Consider the following 14,581-nt stretch of genomic DNA (forward strand, 5'->3'; position numbering starts at 1 on the left):
AAGGATGATGGCATGGCAGCACATTACGACGTCCTGATAGTTGGCGGCGGCATAGCCGGGTTGTCCCTGGCCTCGGCGTTGGCGGGCAACTGCACGGTGGCATTGGTGGAAGCGGAGCAGGAACTGGCGTACCACACGTCCTCACGCTCCGCCCGCCAGCTCATCCCCAGCTATGGCCCGCCGGTGGTCCAGGAGCTGACGGTCCGGACGCTGGAGCTGATCGCCGCCCGCGATACTGACCTGCCCGAGCCCGTGCTCACGCCGCGCAGCTTTATGCTGATCGGCACCGAGGCTGCGGTGGCAGCCGAGGCCAGCGGACACATGCGGCCCATCACCCCGGCCGAAGCGCTTGAGCTATGCCCGGCGCTCGTTCCGGAAACGTTCACTGCTGCCGGGCTGGATACTGGCTCCTTCGGCTGCAACGCACCCCTGCTGCTGGCCGACCACCGCCAACGGGCCCTTGCCGCAGGCGTGGACATCATCACCGGCGCCCGGGTCCACTCTGCCCAGCGGCTCGGCTCCGGCTGGCAGGTGGGAGCCGGCATGGAGGCCTTCGAAGCGGGTGTCCTGGTCAACGCGGCCGGCGCCTGGGCGGACGAACTCGCAGTTATCAGCGGGGTGGAGAAGCTCGGGCTGCAGCCGTACCGGCGCACGGCGGCGATTGCCGCCGTCGAACGCCCCCTGCCTGAACACAGCCCCATGGTGGCGGCGGCCGACAACACGTTCTACTTCCGCCGGGAAGGTGAGGACGTGCTGATCTCCCCGTCCGAATCGGTGCCGAGCGGGCCTGAAGACGCCAAACCCCGCCCGGGGGACGTGGAGCGGCTCGTGGCCAGGCTGAACCAGGTGACCTCCCTGGGCATCACCGGGATCCGCACGGCCTGGACGGGACTGCGGACAGAAGCGGCCGACGGCGTCCCGGTGGCCGGCTTCGATGCCGAAGCTCCGGGCTTTTACTGGCTCGCCGGCCAAGGCGGCTACGGCTTCCAGACCTCAGCAGCGATGGCAGAACTGGCGGCTGCCCAGATCCTGGCGGGCCGGTCCAATACCGGGCCGGCACGGGACGCCGGAGAGGCAGTGGGTCCGGCATCCCGGACAGCTCAGGCGCTGGCAGCCACCCGCTGGTCCGTCCGGCGCTGAAGAATGGTCCTATGAGTACCGTGATCACCAATATCGCCGAGCTGATGACCCAGGACCTGGAACACCGGGTCCTCAAAGATGCGGCCGTGGTGATCGAGGGCGAGCGGATATCGTGGATCGGCGCTGCTGCTGATGCTCCCGCTGCAGATGACGCGGTCGACGCCGGCGGCCGTGCCATGCTCCCCGGCTGGGTGGACTCGCACACGCACCTGCTGTTCGCCGGTGACCGGACGGCCGAATTCGAGGCGCGGATGGCGGGGGAGGCCTACTCCGCCGGCGGTATCGCCGTGACCATGAACGCCACCCGGGCAACGTCCGACTTCGATCTCACCCGGCTGGCGCTTGGCAGGGTGGCCGAGGCGGTGTCGCAGGGAACAACCTATCTCGAGACGAAGACCGGCTACGGCCTGGACGTCGAGCACGAAGCCCGGAGCGCGCGCATCGCCTCAACCGTTGCGGACCAGGTGACGTACCTCGGCGCACACCTGGTCCCCGCCGGGCAGGACCCGGACGCCTACACGGACCTCGTCTGCGGCCCCATGCTTGCCGCTGTCCGCCCCTACGCCCAGTGGGCCGACGTCTTTTGTGAACGCGGCGCCTTCGACGCCGATCAGTCCCGCCGGGTCCTGCTGGCCTGCCGCGACGCCGGACTGGGACTGCGCGTCCACGGCAACCAGCTCGGCGAAGGACCCGGTGTCCAGCTCGCCGTGGAATTCGAAGCCGCGAGCGTGGACCATGTGAACTACCTCGCCGACAAGGACGTGGACGCTCTGGCGGAGACCTGGGCCGGCTGGGATGCCGCCACCGGGAACGGGGCCCGGGGGACGGTGGCCACGTGCCTGCCCGCCTGCGACCTCTCAACCCGGCAGCCGCTGGCGCCGGCGCGCGGGCTCCTGGACGCCGGCGTCCAGGTGGCGCTCGCTTCCAACTGCAATCCGGGCACGTCCTACACGAGCTCCATGGCCTTTTGCGTCACCACGGCGGTGCTGCAGATGGGTTTGAGCGTCCACGAGGCGGTCCGGGCAGCGACGTACGGCGGTGCACTCGCGCTGCACAAGGACAAGGGGAACGACGCCGACGGCGAACGGGCGGTGGGTTCCATCGCCGTCGGACACCGGGCGGACCTCCACCTGCTCAACGCGCCGTCGGCCACGCACCTTGCCTACCGACCGGGCATGCCCCTGACTTATGCTGTGTGGCGGGCCGGAGCGCGGGCCCGCTGACCTCCTCCTCCAAAGTGACGTTAGATGATCATTTGGGTTCTGTTATGATCAGAAAGCGTCATTCAAGCTGGTGGCGCGAGTATTTGGAGGCCCTGGCATGACCCGCACCGACCGACTCACGGCAATCCTTGACCTGCTCGCCAAATCCGGCCAGGTGGAAGTCGAAGAGATAGTCAGCACCCTTAACGTTTCGCCCGCCACGGCGCGGCGCGACCTGGACAGCCTGGCCAAACGCCGGCTGCTCACCAGGACCCGCGGCGGGGCCACCACGGGCGCATTGGCGTACGACCTGCCGGGCCGGTACAACCGGGACGACCACGCCGAGGCCAAGCAGCAGATCGCCCAAGCCGCCTCGGACCTCATTGCTCCCGGCGCCGTCATCGGCCTCTGCGGCGGCACCACCAGCACCGTGCTGGCGCAGATCCTGGCCACCCGCGAGGACCTCAATGCCCCGTCCAACCAGCCCACGCTCACCGTGGTCACAAACGCCATCAACATCGCCGGGCAGTTGGCCGTGCGACCCAACATTAAGGTCATGGTTACGGGCGGCATCCTAAACCCGCGGTCTTACGAGCTGGTGGGGCCCTATACGGACATCATCATGCAGAAAGTGGTGCTGGACATCGCCTTCATCGGCGTCAACGGCGTCGATCCTGAGGTGGGGCCAACCAACACGGGGGAGGGCGAAGCCTCGGTCAACGCCCTGCTGGCCAGCAGGGCCCGTGTCTCCTATGTGCTGGCTGATTCCTCCAAGGTGGGGGTGCGCGCCTTCGCCACTATGGACGGCTACAACTTCACCAAGCTGATCACGGATTCGGGCATCTCGGCGCGGGACAAGGCAGCGTTCGAGGCCAACGGCACTGAAGTGATTGTGGCCGGCGACTGAAGCCTGGCGGCGGCTGAAGCCTGGTGCCGGCCCCGCTGAGCGGCAACCCAAGGTAAGCCGCCACACTGTAAGCCGCCCGGTCACGGCGGCACACCCATCATCCAGCCTGGCGGCACCGCGAGGACAATCAGCCCGGATCCAGAAACTGCAGGCAAGATGGGTACATGCTGGTTCCCTCACGCCGTCGGCTGCGGATCGAAGTCTGGATCGTCCTAGGCCTGTCCCTGGGCCAGTCGGCCGTGTACTCGGTGGTGCAGCTCCTGGACAAAATGACCCGGGCGCCGCTTGCAGAAGGTACTTCCACCCTTAACCGCTCGCAGAGCACGCGTGAGTACTTCGACCTGACCTACCAGCTGCTGGACATCATTTTTGCACTGGTGCCGGTGCTGCTGGTGATCTACTTCCTCACCGACCAGCGGCAGGTCGCGGGCGGCGACGGCGGTCATTCCGGCTCCGCCTTTCGAAAGCTCGGGTTCAACTTCGCGAGCCCGGGTAGGGACTCGCTTCAGGGACTGGGGCTGGCTGCATTGATCGGGATCCCGTCCCTTGGGCTGTATGCGGCAGGCCGGGCGCTCGGAATCACCACCGCCATCATTCCCAGTGCGCTGGATGCCTACTGGTGGACGGTGCCGGTGCTGATCCTGTCCGCGATCCGCCACGCCGTGGTGGAGGAAGTCATTGTGGTGGGGTACCTGCTGGACCGGTTTGGGAAGTTCGGCTGGAGCGTGCCGGTGTCCATCATGGTCAGCTCGGTGTTGCGTGGCAGCTACCACCTCTACCAGGGCTTTGGACCGTTCATCGGGAACGTGGTGATGGGCATTGTCTTTGCCTGGCTGTTTACCCGGACGCGGCGGGTGATGCCCCTCGTCATCGCCCATGCTGTGCTGGACATCGTGGCCTTCGTTGGATTCAGCCTCTTCGGCAAAGCAGTCGGTCTGGGCTAAGGCAGCAAGCTGACCCAGCCCAAGCTGACGCAGCCCAAGCTGACGCAGCCCAAGCTGACCCAGCAAGGGCTTGATTGACCACAGTTCATCCGTGTCGGAGTGATTCACGCGTCCAGCACCGAATGCCTGGCATGCGCCATCTGTGGGTCACCGGGCGGCACTCTTGGATTCCAGGTTCGCTAAGTGCGGCCGTGGAGGAACCGCATGATGCTGCCTTCTCCTGGCGAGGGGCCGTAGACAAAGTCCGGGGGCAGGCAGGACGGCTTGAAGCGAGCATGCCCCAGTTGTCCCGGCTTCAGTTGTTGTGGCCAGTGGGGTGGTTCCCAATCCTGGTGTTCGCTCTTGTAGTGCCTGCCGGTGGGTGAGGTCCAGCCGGGTGGTTCGGTTTTGGTAGCCGGGGTGGGTTTCCAGCCACTGGTGTGACGAAGTTTGTGATGTTTGGGGCAGGGCTGTCCCAGGTTCGATACCCCGGTGCTGCCGCCCTTGTGCCACGCGAGGATATGATCGGCTTCATTGTCGAGGGAGTTGTTGTTGCAGCCGGGGAAGGGGCATTTGCCGTCCCGGAGCATAAGCCATTTCCGCATCGCTTTGTTGACCCGGTAGTTGGTGCGGCCGATTTCCAGGGGCGCCCCGTCCCTCGGGTCCACCAGCACCCGGTAGAACGAGCCCGCCCCGTTCGCGACCAGGTCCCGTGCCATCGAGGGCGGGATAGGCCCGAACCCGTCCAGCATCGCCGGCTCATCGGTCAAGCCCATCAGCGAAAACACCGGCACGGTGACGAGCACCTGCGCCCGGATCCCCGATGTCGGACCGGTCGCCTTGCCAGTGGTGCCGGTTCCTGCATCGACGTTGTTACCGTTGCTGTTGCCGGGCAGCGTATTGGTTCCGTCGGTGCCGCCTGCACCCGCACACCCGGAGTGGTTGCCGCTGCCAAGAATCGCATCGGTGAAGTTGTCGGCCTTCAACTGGGTGAGCGTACGGCGCTCATCGGGTCCCTGCATCCCGCGGGCGAGGGCGGTGAGTCGATTCCAGCCCGCCATCGCCTGGTCAGCGGGCAGGCAGGCGGACAGCCATGCCATCCCGTCCTGGTCCGGCCGGTATTCCACCCGCCGGTCCGCCACTCCCTTGGCGTGGCGCTTCTCGATGGACTCGGCGTGGTGCCGCTCCCGCCAGGTCCTGGCCTTGGCCTTGAACCGGTAGGCGGGCAGCTCCCCGATTGGGGCGGCCGCAGGCGGCCGGGGCACATCCGGGTCCAGGAAGTGGGCCTCCAACGCAGCGGCGCCGGCGGGGTCAAGGGTTGCGGTTTCCTCCGCCATGACCAAGGCGTGCGGCCAAGTGATTACCCCTGCCTGCAACGCCGAGAACGTCAGCGGCAACTCCTTGGACACGGCGTTGGACGCGGCGAGGAACTCGCCGGCTGCCCGAGAACCGAGGGCCAGGAGGGCGCCGATTTCCGCGGCGACTGCCATTTCCAGCGCCTGCACCGGTGCTTCTGGCCCGGCAATTGCCTGGGCTGTGTCCGCATAATTCACGGCAGCCCGCGCCTTCAAGCCCGCGATCCTGGCCTCCGCCGCCCGCGCCCCGGCGAGGATGTCCAGGCACCCATCTGCCAGCCCGGCCAACGGATCGGCAGCTGAGAACGGCCCCGCACCGTAGCCCTCCGCCTCCGCGTTGAGCACGGCAAGGGCGGCATTGATGTCCTCAAACGCCTTCACTACCGCCGCTTTCCCCATAAACCCATCATGACAAGGGGGTCTGACAAAAGGGTCTCGGAGCTTGTCCCGAACAATTTCTTCAAACGTTTATGGGCGCTCCCTTGGAAGCCGAGGACAACGTGCCCGGGAGAATATTGCAGCCGGGCCCACGCTTCATCCTCAGTCAGCTCCGAAAATGGATTCGGCCGCCATCGGCAGGTGACGCCGTTGTCACAAGCTGATGGCGGCCGAAGTTTGGGAGGACAGGGTGCCCACGCAATAGGCCGGGCGTGGCGGCCCAGACAGGAAGGAGCGTCAGATGGTGACGGCTCCATTGGCAGTTTCGAAGGTTACGGACAGGATGCCGGGCGTGCCATGCGGTGCCACCCAGTCAACGGCCACGTCTTCCAGCGGCTTCTCCACGGGCTCGCCCAGCCATTCGGTGACACGGGCGGCCGATCCGGCGATGGTGAGGCAGCTCATTTTGACGTTGCTGTCGTAGGCGTTGGACGGGTGGAGGGACGGGTCGCCCTCCCACTTGAGCATGTAGGGAACCTGGGGGTCGGCGATCAGGCCGAGGATGCCGATCTGCTTCCAGACGAGCTCGCGGCCGTCCGGGAACTTGCGGTTGCCATTGACAGCAGCGCGTCCCAGCCGTTGTTCGAAGGGGGCGAGGTCGTCCACTTCGACGCACCAGCCCATCCAGCCGCCGCCTGCCGCGGAACGGGCGCGGACAGCCTGTCCAAACGGGGCTTTGTCCGATGCCGGGTGATCCAGGACCTCCACGACCTCGAGGTACTTGTGGCCCGCGAGCGGGATGATCATATTCCGGGTTCCGAACCGGGGGTGGACCCCGCCCTTGACTGCCTCAACGCCGAGGGCAGACGAAATACGTTCGGTAGTGGCCGCGAGGCCATCGTGTTCACAGGCGTAAGAGACGTGATCCATGCGCATGCCAACATCTTGGCACTTTGTGATCGGGCTCTCAGCTAAGGCAACCCTTACTGGGATTGTCGCTGGTCAGCCCCCACAAATCCGTGGCAGGGCACGCGCAGATGTTCAGGACCATGTTCGTCACAATGCTGTCCGGCGCACGCTGCGTGTTCCTACACTGAGCTCAGGTCATGAGCGCCAGCATCAAGCCCCGGCTCGCTGGCCGGCAACCCTCCAACCGCGGTGGGGTGCCCCGGGTGAGGACCTGGCTGTCCGGCAACGGCCGGATGGCAAGCGCGGCCCGTACTGCTTCAAGCATGCCGGGCCCATGTCAAAGGAGCCTTGAATTGTCCAACGGATGGTCCTTCGAAACCCGCCAGATCCATGCAGGACAGGAGCCGGACAGCGCTACCGGCGCCCGCGCCCTTCCCATTTACCAGACGACTTCCTTCGTCTTCCCCACCGCTGAGAGCGCTGCCAACCGGTTCGCACTGGCCGAGCTGGCGCCCATTTACACCAGGATCGGCAATCCCACCCAGGAGGCCGTAGAGCAGCGTATCGCCAGCCTCGAAGGCGGCCTGGGGGCGCTGCTCCTGAGCTCCGGGCAGGCCGCCGAGACCTTTGCCATCCTGAACATCGCAGAGGCGGGCGACCACATTGTGGCCAGCCCCAGCCTCTACGGCGGCACGTACAACCTCTTCGCCCATACCTTGAAGAAGTTCGGCATCACAGCGACCTTTGTGGCGGATCCGGACAACCTTGACCAGTGGCGTGAGGCCGTCCAGCCCAACACCAAGCTCTTCTTCGGCGAAGTGGTGTCCAACCCGCGGCAGGACGTCCTGGACATCGAAGGCGTGTCGAAGGTAGCCCATGAGGCCGGCGTGCCCCTGATCGTGGACAACACCTTGTCCACCCCGTACCTCATCCGGCCGCTGGAGTGGGGCGCGGACATCGTGGTGCACTCAGCCACCAAGTACTTGGGCGGACACGGTTCCGCCATAGCCGGCGTGATCGTCGACTCCGGAAAATTCGACTTCGGCAAGGACCCGGAGAAGTTCCCGGGCTTCAATACCCCGGACCCCACCTATAACGGCCTCGTCTACGCCCGGGACCTGGGCGCCGATGGAGCGTTGGGCGCAAACCTGTCGTACATCCTCAAGGCACGCGTTCAGCTGCTGCGCGACCTGGGCTCTGCGGTGTCGCCCTTCAATGCCTTCCTGATCGCCCAGGGCCTGGAGACCCTGAGCCTGCGCGTGGAACGGCACGTCGCTAATGCCACCGAAGTTGCGCGCTGGCTGGAGGCAAGGGACGACGTCGAATCCGTCGCCTACGCGGGTCTGCCCTCCAGCCCCTGGTACGAGCGTGGCCGCAAATACGGCCCCAAGGGTACGGGCGCGATTGTGTCGTTCACCCTTGCCGGCGGCGCGGAGGCCGGCAAGCGCTTCGTGGACGCCCTGGAGCTGCACTCCCACGTGGCAAACATCGGCGACGTCCGTTCCCTGGTGATCCATCCGGCGTCGACCACCCACAGCCAGCTCTCGCCGGAGCAGCAGGTGATTGCCGGCGTCAACCCCGGCCTGGTGCGGCTTTCGGTAGGGATCGAGCACATCGATGACATCCTCGCCGACCTCGAAGCCGGCTTCAGGGCGGCCAAGGAGGCAAGCGGCGCCTGATCCACGGGCCCACCAAAGGCGGCAAGCCGGGGAAGTCATAACCAGTCACACTCTTGGCGGCAGGCCGGGGCTGTTTCGTACACTCGATGCAGGTCATGAGTGCCAGTGACAGCCCCGGCTTGCTGGCCGGCAACCCTCCTTTCGCGGCGGGGTGCCCCGGGTGAAGACCTGGCCTGCCGGTCAGACGACGGCGGGCAAGCGCGTAGAAGAGGTCTTGCCATGACGGTTACCGTTACCCGTACCACCGTTCCCGAGCACGGAATTGTCCGCTATGCCTCCATCGGGGGACTGAAGCTCGAGGCAGGCGGCTACCTGCCGGATATCACCCTTGCCTACGAAACCTGGGGCACACTCAATGAGGACGGCAGCAATGCCGTCCTGATCGAGCACGCGCTCACGGGCAGCACGCATGTGACCCGGGGGGACACGGATGAGCCGGGCTGGTGGGAACAGCTCGCAGGACCTGGCGCACCCGTGGATACCAACAAATTCTTCGTTGTGTCCATCAACATCGTGGGCGGTTGTTACGGCTCCACCGGGCCGTCGTCGCCCGCGCCGGACGGCAAGCCCTGGGGTTCCCGTTTTCCGCTGGTGACCCTCCGCGACAGCACCGTGGCGGAGGCCCTCCTTGCAGATCAGTTGGGTATCAGCAGCTGGTTTGCCGTGCTGGGCGGGTCCATGGGCGGGGCACGCGCGCTGGAATGGGCTGTGACGTATCCGGAGCGGGTGCAGCGCTGCGCGGTGATCTCGGTGGGTGCAGCGAGCACCGCCGAGCAGATCGCCTTCGCCCAGGCGCAAACGCTCGCCATCCGCCAGGACGCCAACTTCAACGGCGGTGACTACTACGGCGGCCGGCCCCCGGAAGATGGCCTTGCCCTGGCACGGCGGATCGCCCACATCACGTACCGTTCGCCCATGGAGCTGGACGGACGCTTCGGCCGCGAGCCCCAGGCCGCCGAATCGCCCCTCCAGGGCGGGCAGCTCGCGGACCGCGGACGCTACCAGGTGGAAAGCTATTTGGACCACCAGGGCACCAAGCTGGTCCAGCGCTTCGACGCCAACAGCTACATCGCCATCACCGAAGCGCTGATGAGCCATGACATCTGCCGCGGACGCGGACCCCTCGAGCAGACCCTCGCCCGTTCCAATGCCAGCTTCTTCGTGGCGGCCGTGGATTCGGACCGGCTTTACTTCCCGTCCCAATCATTGGAACTGGCCCGGGCCCTGCCTGGCGACGTGGACGTCCACCTCATCGAGGCACCCATCGGGCACGATGGCTTCCTCACTGAAATCGGCCAGCTGGGCAGCCAGCTCCGGGAGCACCTTTCGTCTTAGCCGCGGGTCTCGAATACTCGCATGTGCATTAATGCAGATAGCCTCTGCAGGATTCGGCGTTGAGCTGGGCGTACAGGCAGACCATACTCGTTGGGACCCGGCGGTTTCGTGACCAAAATCACGGGCATCCGCCATTGCCTGTCCCCGTGGTGTCGAAGACGACGCCGAAGGAGTTCACATGAGTACGGAAAGCTCCGCCGCACGGCGGCCAGAGGAAACCGACGTCAAGGCCTCAGGCCTAAAGAAAGTCGTCACGGCCTCCATGGCCGGCACAGTTGTTGAGTGGTACGAGTTCTTCCTCTATGCCTCGGCCGCCACCCTGGTGTTCGGCAAAATGTTCTTCCCCAATTCAGGCACCGAACTGGATGGCATCATCGCCGCATTCGTCACCTATGCGGTTGGCTTCGTGGCCCGCCCCATCGGCGGCATCGTCTTCGGCCACTTCGGGGACAAGTTCGGCCGCAAGCAGTTGCTGCAGCTCAGCATCATCCTGGTGGGTGTCTCCACCTTCCTTATGGGGTGCCTGCCCTCCTTCGCCCAGATCGGCTACTGGGCCCCGGCGCTCCTGGTGTTCCTGCGCTTCGTGCAGGGCTTCGCCGTCGGCGGCGAGTGGGGTGGCGCCGTGCTGCTGGTTGCCGAGCACAGTCCCAACAAGTCCCGCGGGTTCTGGTCCAGCTGGCCGCAGTCAGCGGTGCCGATGGGCAACCTCCTGGCCACCGGCGTGCTGTTCACCCTCTCGGCCACGCTTTCGCAGGAAGCATTCCTCGGCTGGGGCTGGCGCGTCGCCTTCTGGCTCTCAGCCGTGATCGTGATCGTTGGCTACTACATCCGCACCAAGGTCCAGGATGCCCCGATCTTCATCGAAGCCCGCAAGGAGGTCACCGTAGAGAAGAAGGGCTACGGTGTGGGCGAAGTCTTCCGCCGCTACCCCCGCGGAGTCTTTACCGCCATGGGTCTGCGCTTCGCCGAGAACATCCTGTACTACCTCGTGGTGACGTTCTCCATCACCTACCTGAAGGTCATCGTCCAGACCGACACCTCCCGCATCCTCCTGCTGCTGCTCGTGGCACACTTCGTCCACTTCTGCGCCGTACCCCTGGTGGGCAAGATGTCGGACGCGTTCGGCCGGCGGCCGGTCTACATGGCAGGTGCCATCCTCGGCGGAACCTGGGGCTTCTTCGCTTTCCCCATGATGGACACCGGCAACGACGTCGTCATCCTCGCCGCCATCACCATCGGCCTGCTGTTCCACGCGCTGATGTACGCAGGCCAGCCGTCCATCATGGCCGAAATGTTCCCAACGCGGATGCGGTACTCGGGCGTTTCACTCGGCTACCAGGTGACCTCCATCGTGGCCGGATCGTTGGCACCGATCATCGCCACGGCGCTCCTCAGCAGCTTCAAGTCCTCCCTCCCGGTAGCGCTGTACCTGCTGGCCGCCTGCATCGTCACCGCAATCGCGGTGTTCTTCCTCCGGGAGACCCGCGGCATCTCCCTGCGGGATGTGGACGCAGCCGACGCGCAGGGCACCGCCGACCTGCTCGCAGCCGCCAAGAAATAGGCAACGGCAGCACAAGAATCACCCAGCACGCCAGCTGCCCGGACCCGCAATCAAGCAGGCCCGGGCAGTTGGGCGTCCCGTACCCTCCGAGAAGAAGTCAGGATTTCCCATGAAGGCAGCCGTCCTCTACTCCACCGTCCCGTCCGGAACGAGTTACACCGAAGCGCGCGCCCTGAGGGTCGAGGAGCTGGACCGGCCGGAACCCCGCGCCGGGGAGTTGGGAATCACCATCACCTACTCGAGCCTGTGCCACTCGGACCTGTCAGTGGTGGATGGCTCCCGCGTCCGGCCCCTTCCTATGGCGCTGGGTCATGAGGCGGTGGGACGGGTTGCCGCAGTGGGTGAAGGCGTCACTGATGTTTCCCCCGGGGACCACGTGGTCCTGGTTTTCGTCCCCAGCTGTAGTGGCTGCCGTGCCTGCCTGGCGGGCCGCCCGGCGCTGTGCCACCGTGCGGCGGAAGTTAACGGGTCGGGGGACCTCCTGCACGGTGAGGCCCTGCTGAGGACGCCCGCGGGGGAGAGGATCAACCACCACCTGGGGGTCTCGGCGTTCGCCGACTACGCGGTGGTGGCCCGGGAATCAGTGGTGGTGATTGACGACGACGTCCCGGACACTGTTGCGGCAATGTTCGGTTGCGCCGTGCTCACCGGGATGGGAGCTGTCCTCAACACGGCAGCCGTCCAGCCCGGCCAGTCTGTAGCTGTCTTCGGACTGGGCGCCGTGGGGCTTTCGGCCGTGATGGCCGCGGCGCTCGCCGGCGCCTCCTCCGTGATCGCCATTGATCCAAACGCCGGTAAGCACGGGCTGGCGCTGAAGTGCGGGGCAACCGCCGTGGGCACCCCGGACGACGCTTCCCGACTGATCCGAGAGGCTGCCGGCGACGGCGTGGACACCGCCATCGAAGCTGTGGGTTCAGCCCGGGTTATCGCGTCATGCCTGGAACACGTAACGCGCGGCGGGGCCGTGGTTTCGGTCGGACTGCCGCACCCCACGGCTGAACTGACAGTGCCCGCGCTCCAGTTCGCGGGGGCGGGCAAGCGGCTGCTGGGCTCGTACATGGGCGACGCTGTTCCGGGCCGGGACATTCCCCTGTACCTGGAGTACTGGCGCGGGGGCCGGCTTCCCGTTGAGCTGCTGCACACCGATACCCGGCCGCTTGATGAGATCAACGAAGGCCTCGACGCCCTCGCCGCGGGGCGGGTGGTGAGGCGTCTCTTCCAGGCCTGACGGCGAAGCAGGATGCCCGGAGCCTAGGCAGACAGCAGGTCCTGGCGTTCCGCCACTTCTTCCTTCAGCGCAGCGATCACGGCCCGCACCCGGGCCGAGCGGAGCGATTCAGGCCGGGCCACCGCCCAGATGGGCACCTGGCGCTGGAACGCGTCCGGAAGCACCGGAACGAACTCCGGATCCAATGCCACCATAAAGTTCGGCAGCAGCCCGATGCCGGCGCCGCGGCGCACCGCCTCGACCTGGGCGAAGATGCTCGTTGCCTGGAAGCTGGACTTCGGCATCGGCAGTTGCGAGGACCGGTGGCCCAGTTCGGCAACCTGAAGTGCCGACTCGACGTAAGAGACGAAGCTGTGCTGCCCCACGCCGTCGGGCGTTTCCGGCAAGCCCTGCCTGCCGGCGTAGTCGGGGCTCGCGTAGAGCCGGAGAAAGTAGTTTGTCAGGAAGATGGCCTGCGCGTTGCTGACATCCGTACGGCCCACCACCACCTCCAGGTCCACGCCGGAGCGGTTCTGGCTGACCTTGCGCGTGGCACTGAGCATCTCCACATTCAGCATCGGGTGGCGCTGCTGGAGGCGCACCAGCGCCGGCGTCACGAACTCCGCACCAAAACCATCGGAGGTGCTGATGCGCACCATGCCGGACAGTGCATCCCGGTCCTGGCCAGTGACAGCGGCCAGTGACCCGAGCGTTTCCTCGATCGTTTCCGCGGCGGCGACAGCTGAGGCCCCCAGCTCCGTCAATTCCCAGCCGTGCGGACTGCGCTCCAGCGTGCGGCCGCCCAGTTGCTTGTCGAGGGCGAGGATCCGGCGCGAAATAGTGGTGTGCGTGGTGCCCATCGCTTCGGCAACGGCGTTGAAGCGTCCCAGCCGGGCCACGGTCAGCAAAATCAGCAAGTCGTCCGGACTCGGAAGCCGCGCCATCCGGTGCCTTTCCGTCGTGTGCATCAGTGCACATACCGTCTGTAGTTTTTCCCCTTGTTTGCACTGTAGCAGGGTGTGATGGTGGACACAGAGCTTCCGGCCGCCTAGCGCCGGAGACAAAGCAAAGGAGCTTATGCCATGGCAGTAGTCGGTTGGATCGGTTTGGGAAACATGGGCGGGTCCATGTCGGGAAACCTCGCAAAAGCCGGTCACGACGTCCGCGGATTCGACCTCAACCCCGCCGCCCTCGCCGCTGCGGAAGCCGGAGGGGTGAAGCCGGTGGGAAGCATCGCCGAGGCAGTGGCTGGCGCCGACGTCGTCTTCACCATGGTTCCAAAGGGCGAGCACGCCAAGGCCGTCTACCTGGGCGCGGACGGGGTGTTGGCGAATGCGGATACGGGCACGCTCCTGGTTGATTCCTCCACCATCGATATTGCCGCCGCGAAGGAGTTGCACGACGCCGCTGCTGCCGCCGGCTTCCGCTTCGTCGACGCCCCGGTTTCGGGTGGCATGAGCGGCGCCAAAGCAGGAACGCTGACGTTTATGGTCGGTGGTGAAGCGGGCGCCGTGGCCGATGCCACGCGTTACATCGAGCCGATGGCCGCAAACGTCATCCCGACCGGTGGAGCGACCACGGGCCAGGCGGCCAAGATCTGCAACAACCTGATGCTCCTGATCAACCTGGCCTCCACCGCTGAAGGTGCCGTGCTGGCCGACCGGCTGGGGCTCGACAAGAAGGTGTTCTGGGACATTGCGTCCGTGTCCTCCGGGGACAGCTGGGCACTGCGGACCTGGTACCCGGTTCCCGGCGTGGTTCCCACCGCCGCATCCAACAATGACTTTGCGCCCACCTTTACCGCCGAGCTGGCGAACAAGGACATTGGGCTGGCCATCAGCGCTGCCGAGGACACCGGCACCCCGCTTGAAATCGGCAGGCACGTCCAGCAGCTCTACCAGCGCCTCATTGACGCGGGCGAGTCCGGCAAGGACTGCTCCATGATCATCAAGCTCGCCGACGGTTCCCTCGATTCAGCACAGTAG

At 66.0% G+C, this 14,581-nt stretch carries 12 protein-coding genes and 2 riboswitches; of the genes, 9 read left to right on the plus strand and 3 right to left on the minus strand.

All coding sequences use genetic code 11. The features are described 5' to 3' along the window. Window positions 1–12 precede the first annotated feature (12 nt). From AC5RVY_RS11815 to AC5RVY_RS11830, 4 genes are all read left to right on the plus strand, one after another. Complete coding sequence (locus AC5RVY_RS11815; RefSeq protein WP_493954898.1) at window positions 13–1,140, plus strand: NAD(P)/FAD-dependent oxidoreductase; 1,128 nt, start codon at window positions 13–15, stop codon at window positions 1,138–1,140. 11 nt (window positions 1,141–1,151) lie between these two features. Next, the gene (gene hutI / locus AC5RVY_RS11820; RefSeq protein ID WP_493954899.1) at window positions 1,152–2,363 is read left to right on the plus strand and encodes an imidazolonepropionase; all 1,212 of its coding nucleotides are present in this window, start codon (window positions 1,152–1,154) and stop codon (window positions 2,361–2,363) included. Between the two features lie 97 nt (window positions 2,364–2,460). Further along, a complete protein-coding gene (locus AC5RVY_RS11825) occupies window positions 2,461–3,249 on the plus strand; it encodes a DeoR/GlpR family DNA-binding transcription regulator (protein ID WP_493954900.1) in 789 nt (262 codons plus the stop codon). 164 nt (window positions 3,250–3,413) lie between these two features. After that, window positions 3,414–4,193 (plus strand): CPBP family intramembrane glutamic endopeptidase, encoded by a 780-nt coding sequence (locus AC5RVY_RS11830; protein WP_493954901.1) that lies wholly within the window; start codon window positions 3,414–3,416, stop codon window positions 4,191–4,193. A gap of 179 nt (window positions 4,194–4,372) precedes the next feature. Here the strand turns inward: AC5RVY_RS11830 and AC5RVY_RS11835 are convergent, their stop codons facing one another. Continuing rightward, window positions 4,373–5,926: an HNH endonuclease signature motif containing protein gene (locus AC5RVY_RS11835; RefSeq protein ID WP_493954902.1), complete on the minus strand. Its 1,554-nt coding sequence runs from the start codon at window positions 5,924–5,926 to the stop codon at window positions 4,373–4,375. Window positions 5,927–6,202: 276 nt separating this feature from the next. Next, window positions 6,203–6,841: a VOC family protein gene (locus tag AC5RVY_RS11840; protein WP_493954903.1), complete on the minus strand. Its 639-nt coding sequence runs from the start codon at window positions 6,839–6,841 to the stop codon at window positions 6,203–6,205. Between the two features lie 166 nt (window positions 6,842–7,007). Continuing rightward, window positions 7,008–7,123, plus strand: a riboswitch (SAM riboswitch). Between the two features lie 44 nt (window positions 7,124–7,167). Between AC5RVY_RS11840 and AC5RVY_RS11845 the strand changes: the two genes are divergently transcribed. The 4 genes from AC5RVY_RS11845 (at window position 7,168) to AC5RVY_RS11860 (ending at window position 12,617) form a co-directional block, all read left to right on the plus strand. Beyond that, complete coding sequence (locus tag AC5RVY_RS11845) at window positions 7,168–8,493, plus strand: bifunctional o-acetylhomoserine/o-acetylserine sulfhydrylase (protein WP_493954904.1); 1,326 nt, start codon at window positions 7,168–7,170, stop codon at window positions 8,491–8,493. A 91-nt stretch (window positions 8,494–8,584) separates the two neighbouring features. Continuing rightward, window positions 8,585–8,700: riboswitch (SAM riboswitch) on the plus strand. Between the two features lie 12 nt (window positions 8,701–8,712). Next, window positions 8,713–9,828: a homoserine O-acetyltransferase MetX gene (gene metX, locus AC5RVY_RS11850; RefSeq protein WP_493954905.1), complete on the plus strand. Its 1,116-nt coding sequence runs from the start codon at window positions 8,713–8,715 to the stop codon at window positions 9,826–9,828. Window positions 9,829–10,006: 178 nt separating this feature from the next. After that, window positions 10,007–11,389 (plus strand): MFS transporter, encoded by a 1,383-nt coding sequence (locus AC5RVY_RS11855; protein ID WP_493954906.1) that lies wholly within the window; start codon window positions 10,007–10,009, stop codon window positions 11,387–11,389. A gap of 109 nt (window positions 11,390–11,498) precedes the next feature. Beyond that, a complete protein-coding gene (locus AC5RVY_RS11860) occupies window positions 11,499–12,617 on the plus strand; it encodes a zinc-binding dehydrogenase (RefSeq protein WP_493954907.1) in 1,119 nt (372 codons plus the stop codon). A 23-nt stretch (window positions 12,618–12,640) separates the two neighbouring features. Here the strand turns inward: AC5RVY_RS11860 and AC5RVY_RS11865 are convergent, their stop codons facing one another. After that, window positions 12,641–13,540, minus strand: coding sequence for a LysR family transcriptional regulator (locus AC5RVY_RS11865; protein ID WP_493954908.1), 900 nt, complete (start codon window positions 13,538–13,540; stop codon window positions 12,641–12,643). A 138-nt stretch (window positions 13,541–13,678) separates the two neighbouring features. Between AC5RVY_RS11865 and mmsB the strand changes: the two genes are divergently transcribed. Further along, the gene (mmsB, locus tag AC5RVY_RS11870) at window positions 13,679–14,581 is read left to right on the plus strand and encodes a 3-hydroxyisobutyrate dehydrogenase (RefSeq protein WP_493954909.1); all 903 of its coding nucleotides are present in this window, start codon (window positions 13,679–13,681) and stop codon (window positions 14,579–14,581) included.

The organism is Arthrobacter sp. Ha26, from assembly GCF_059091705.1.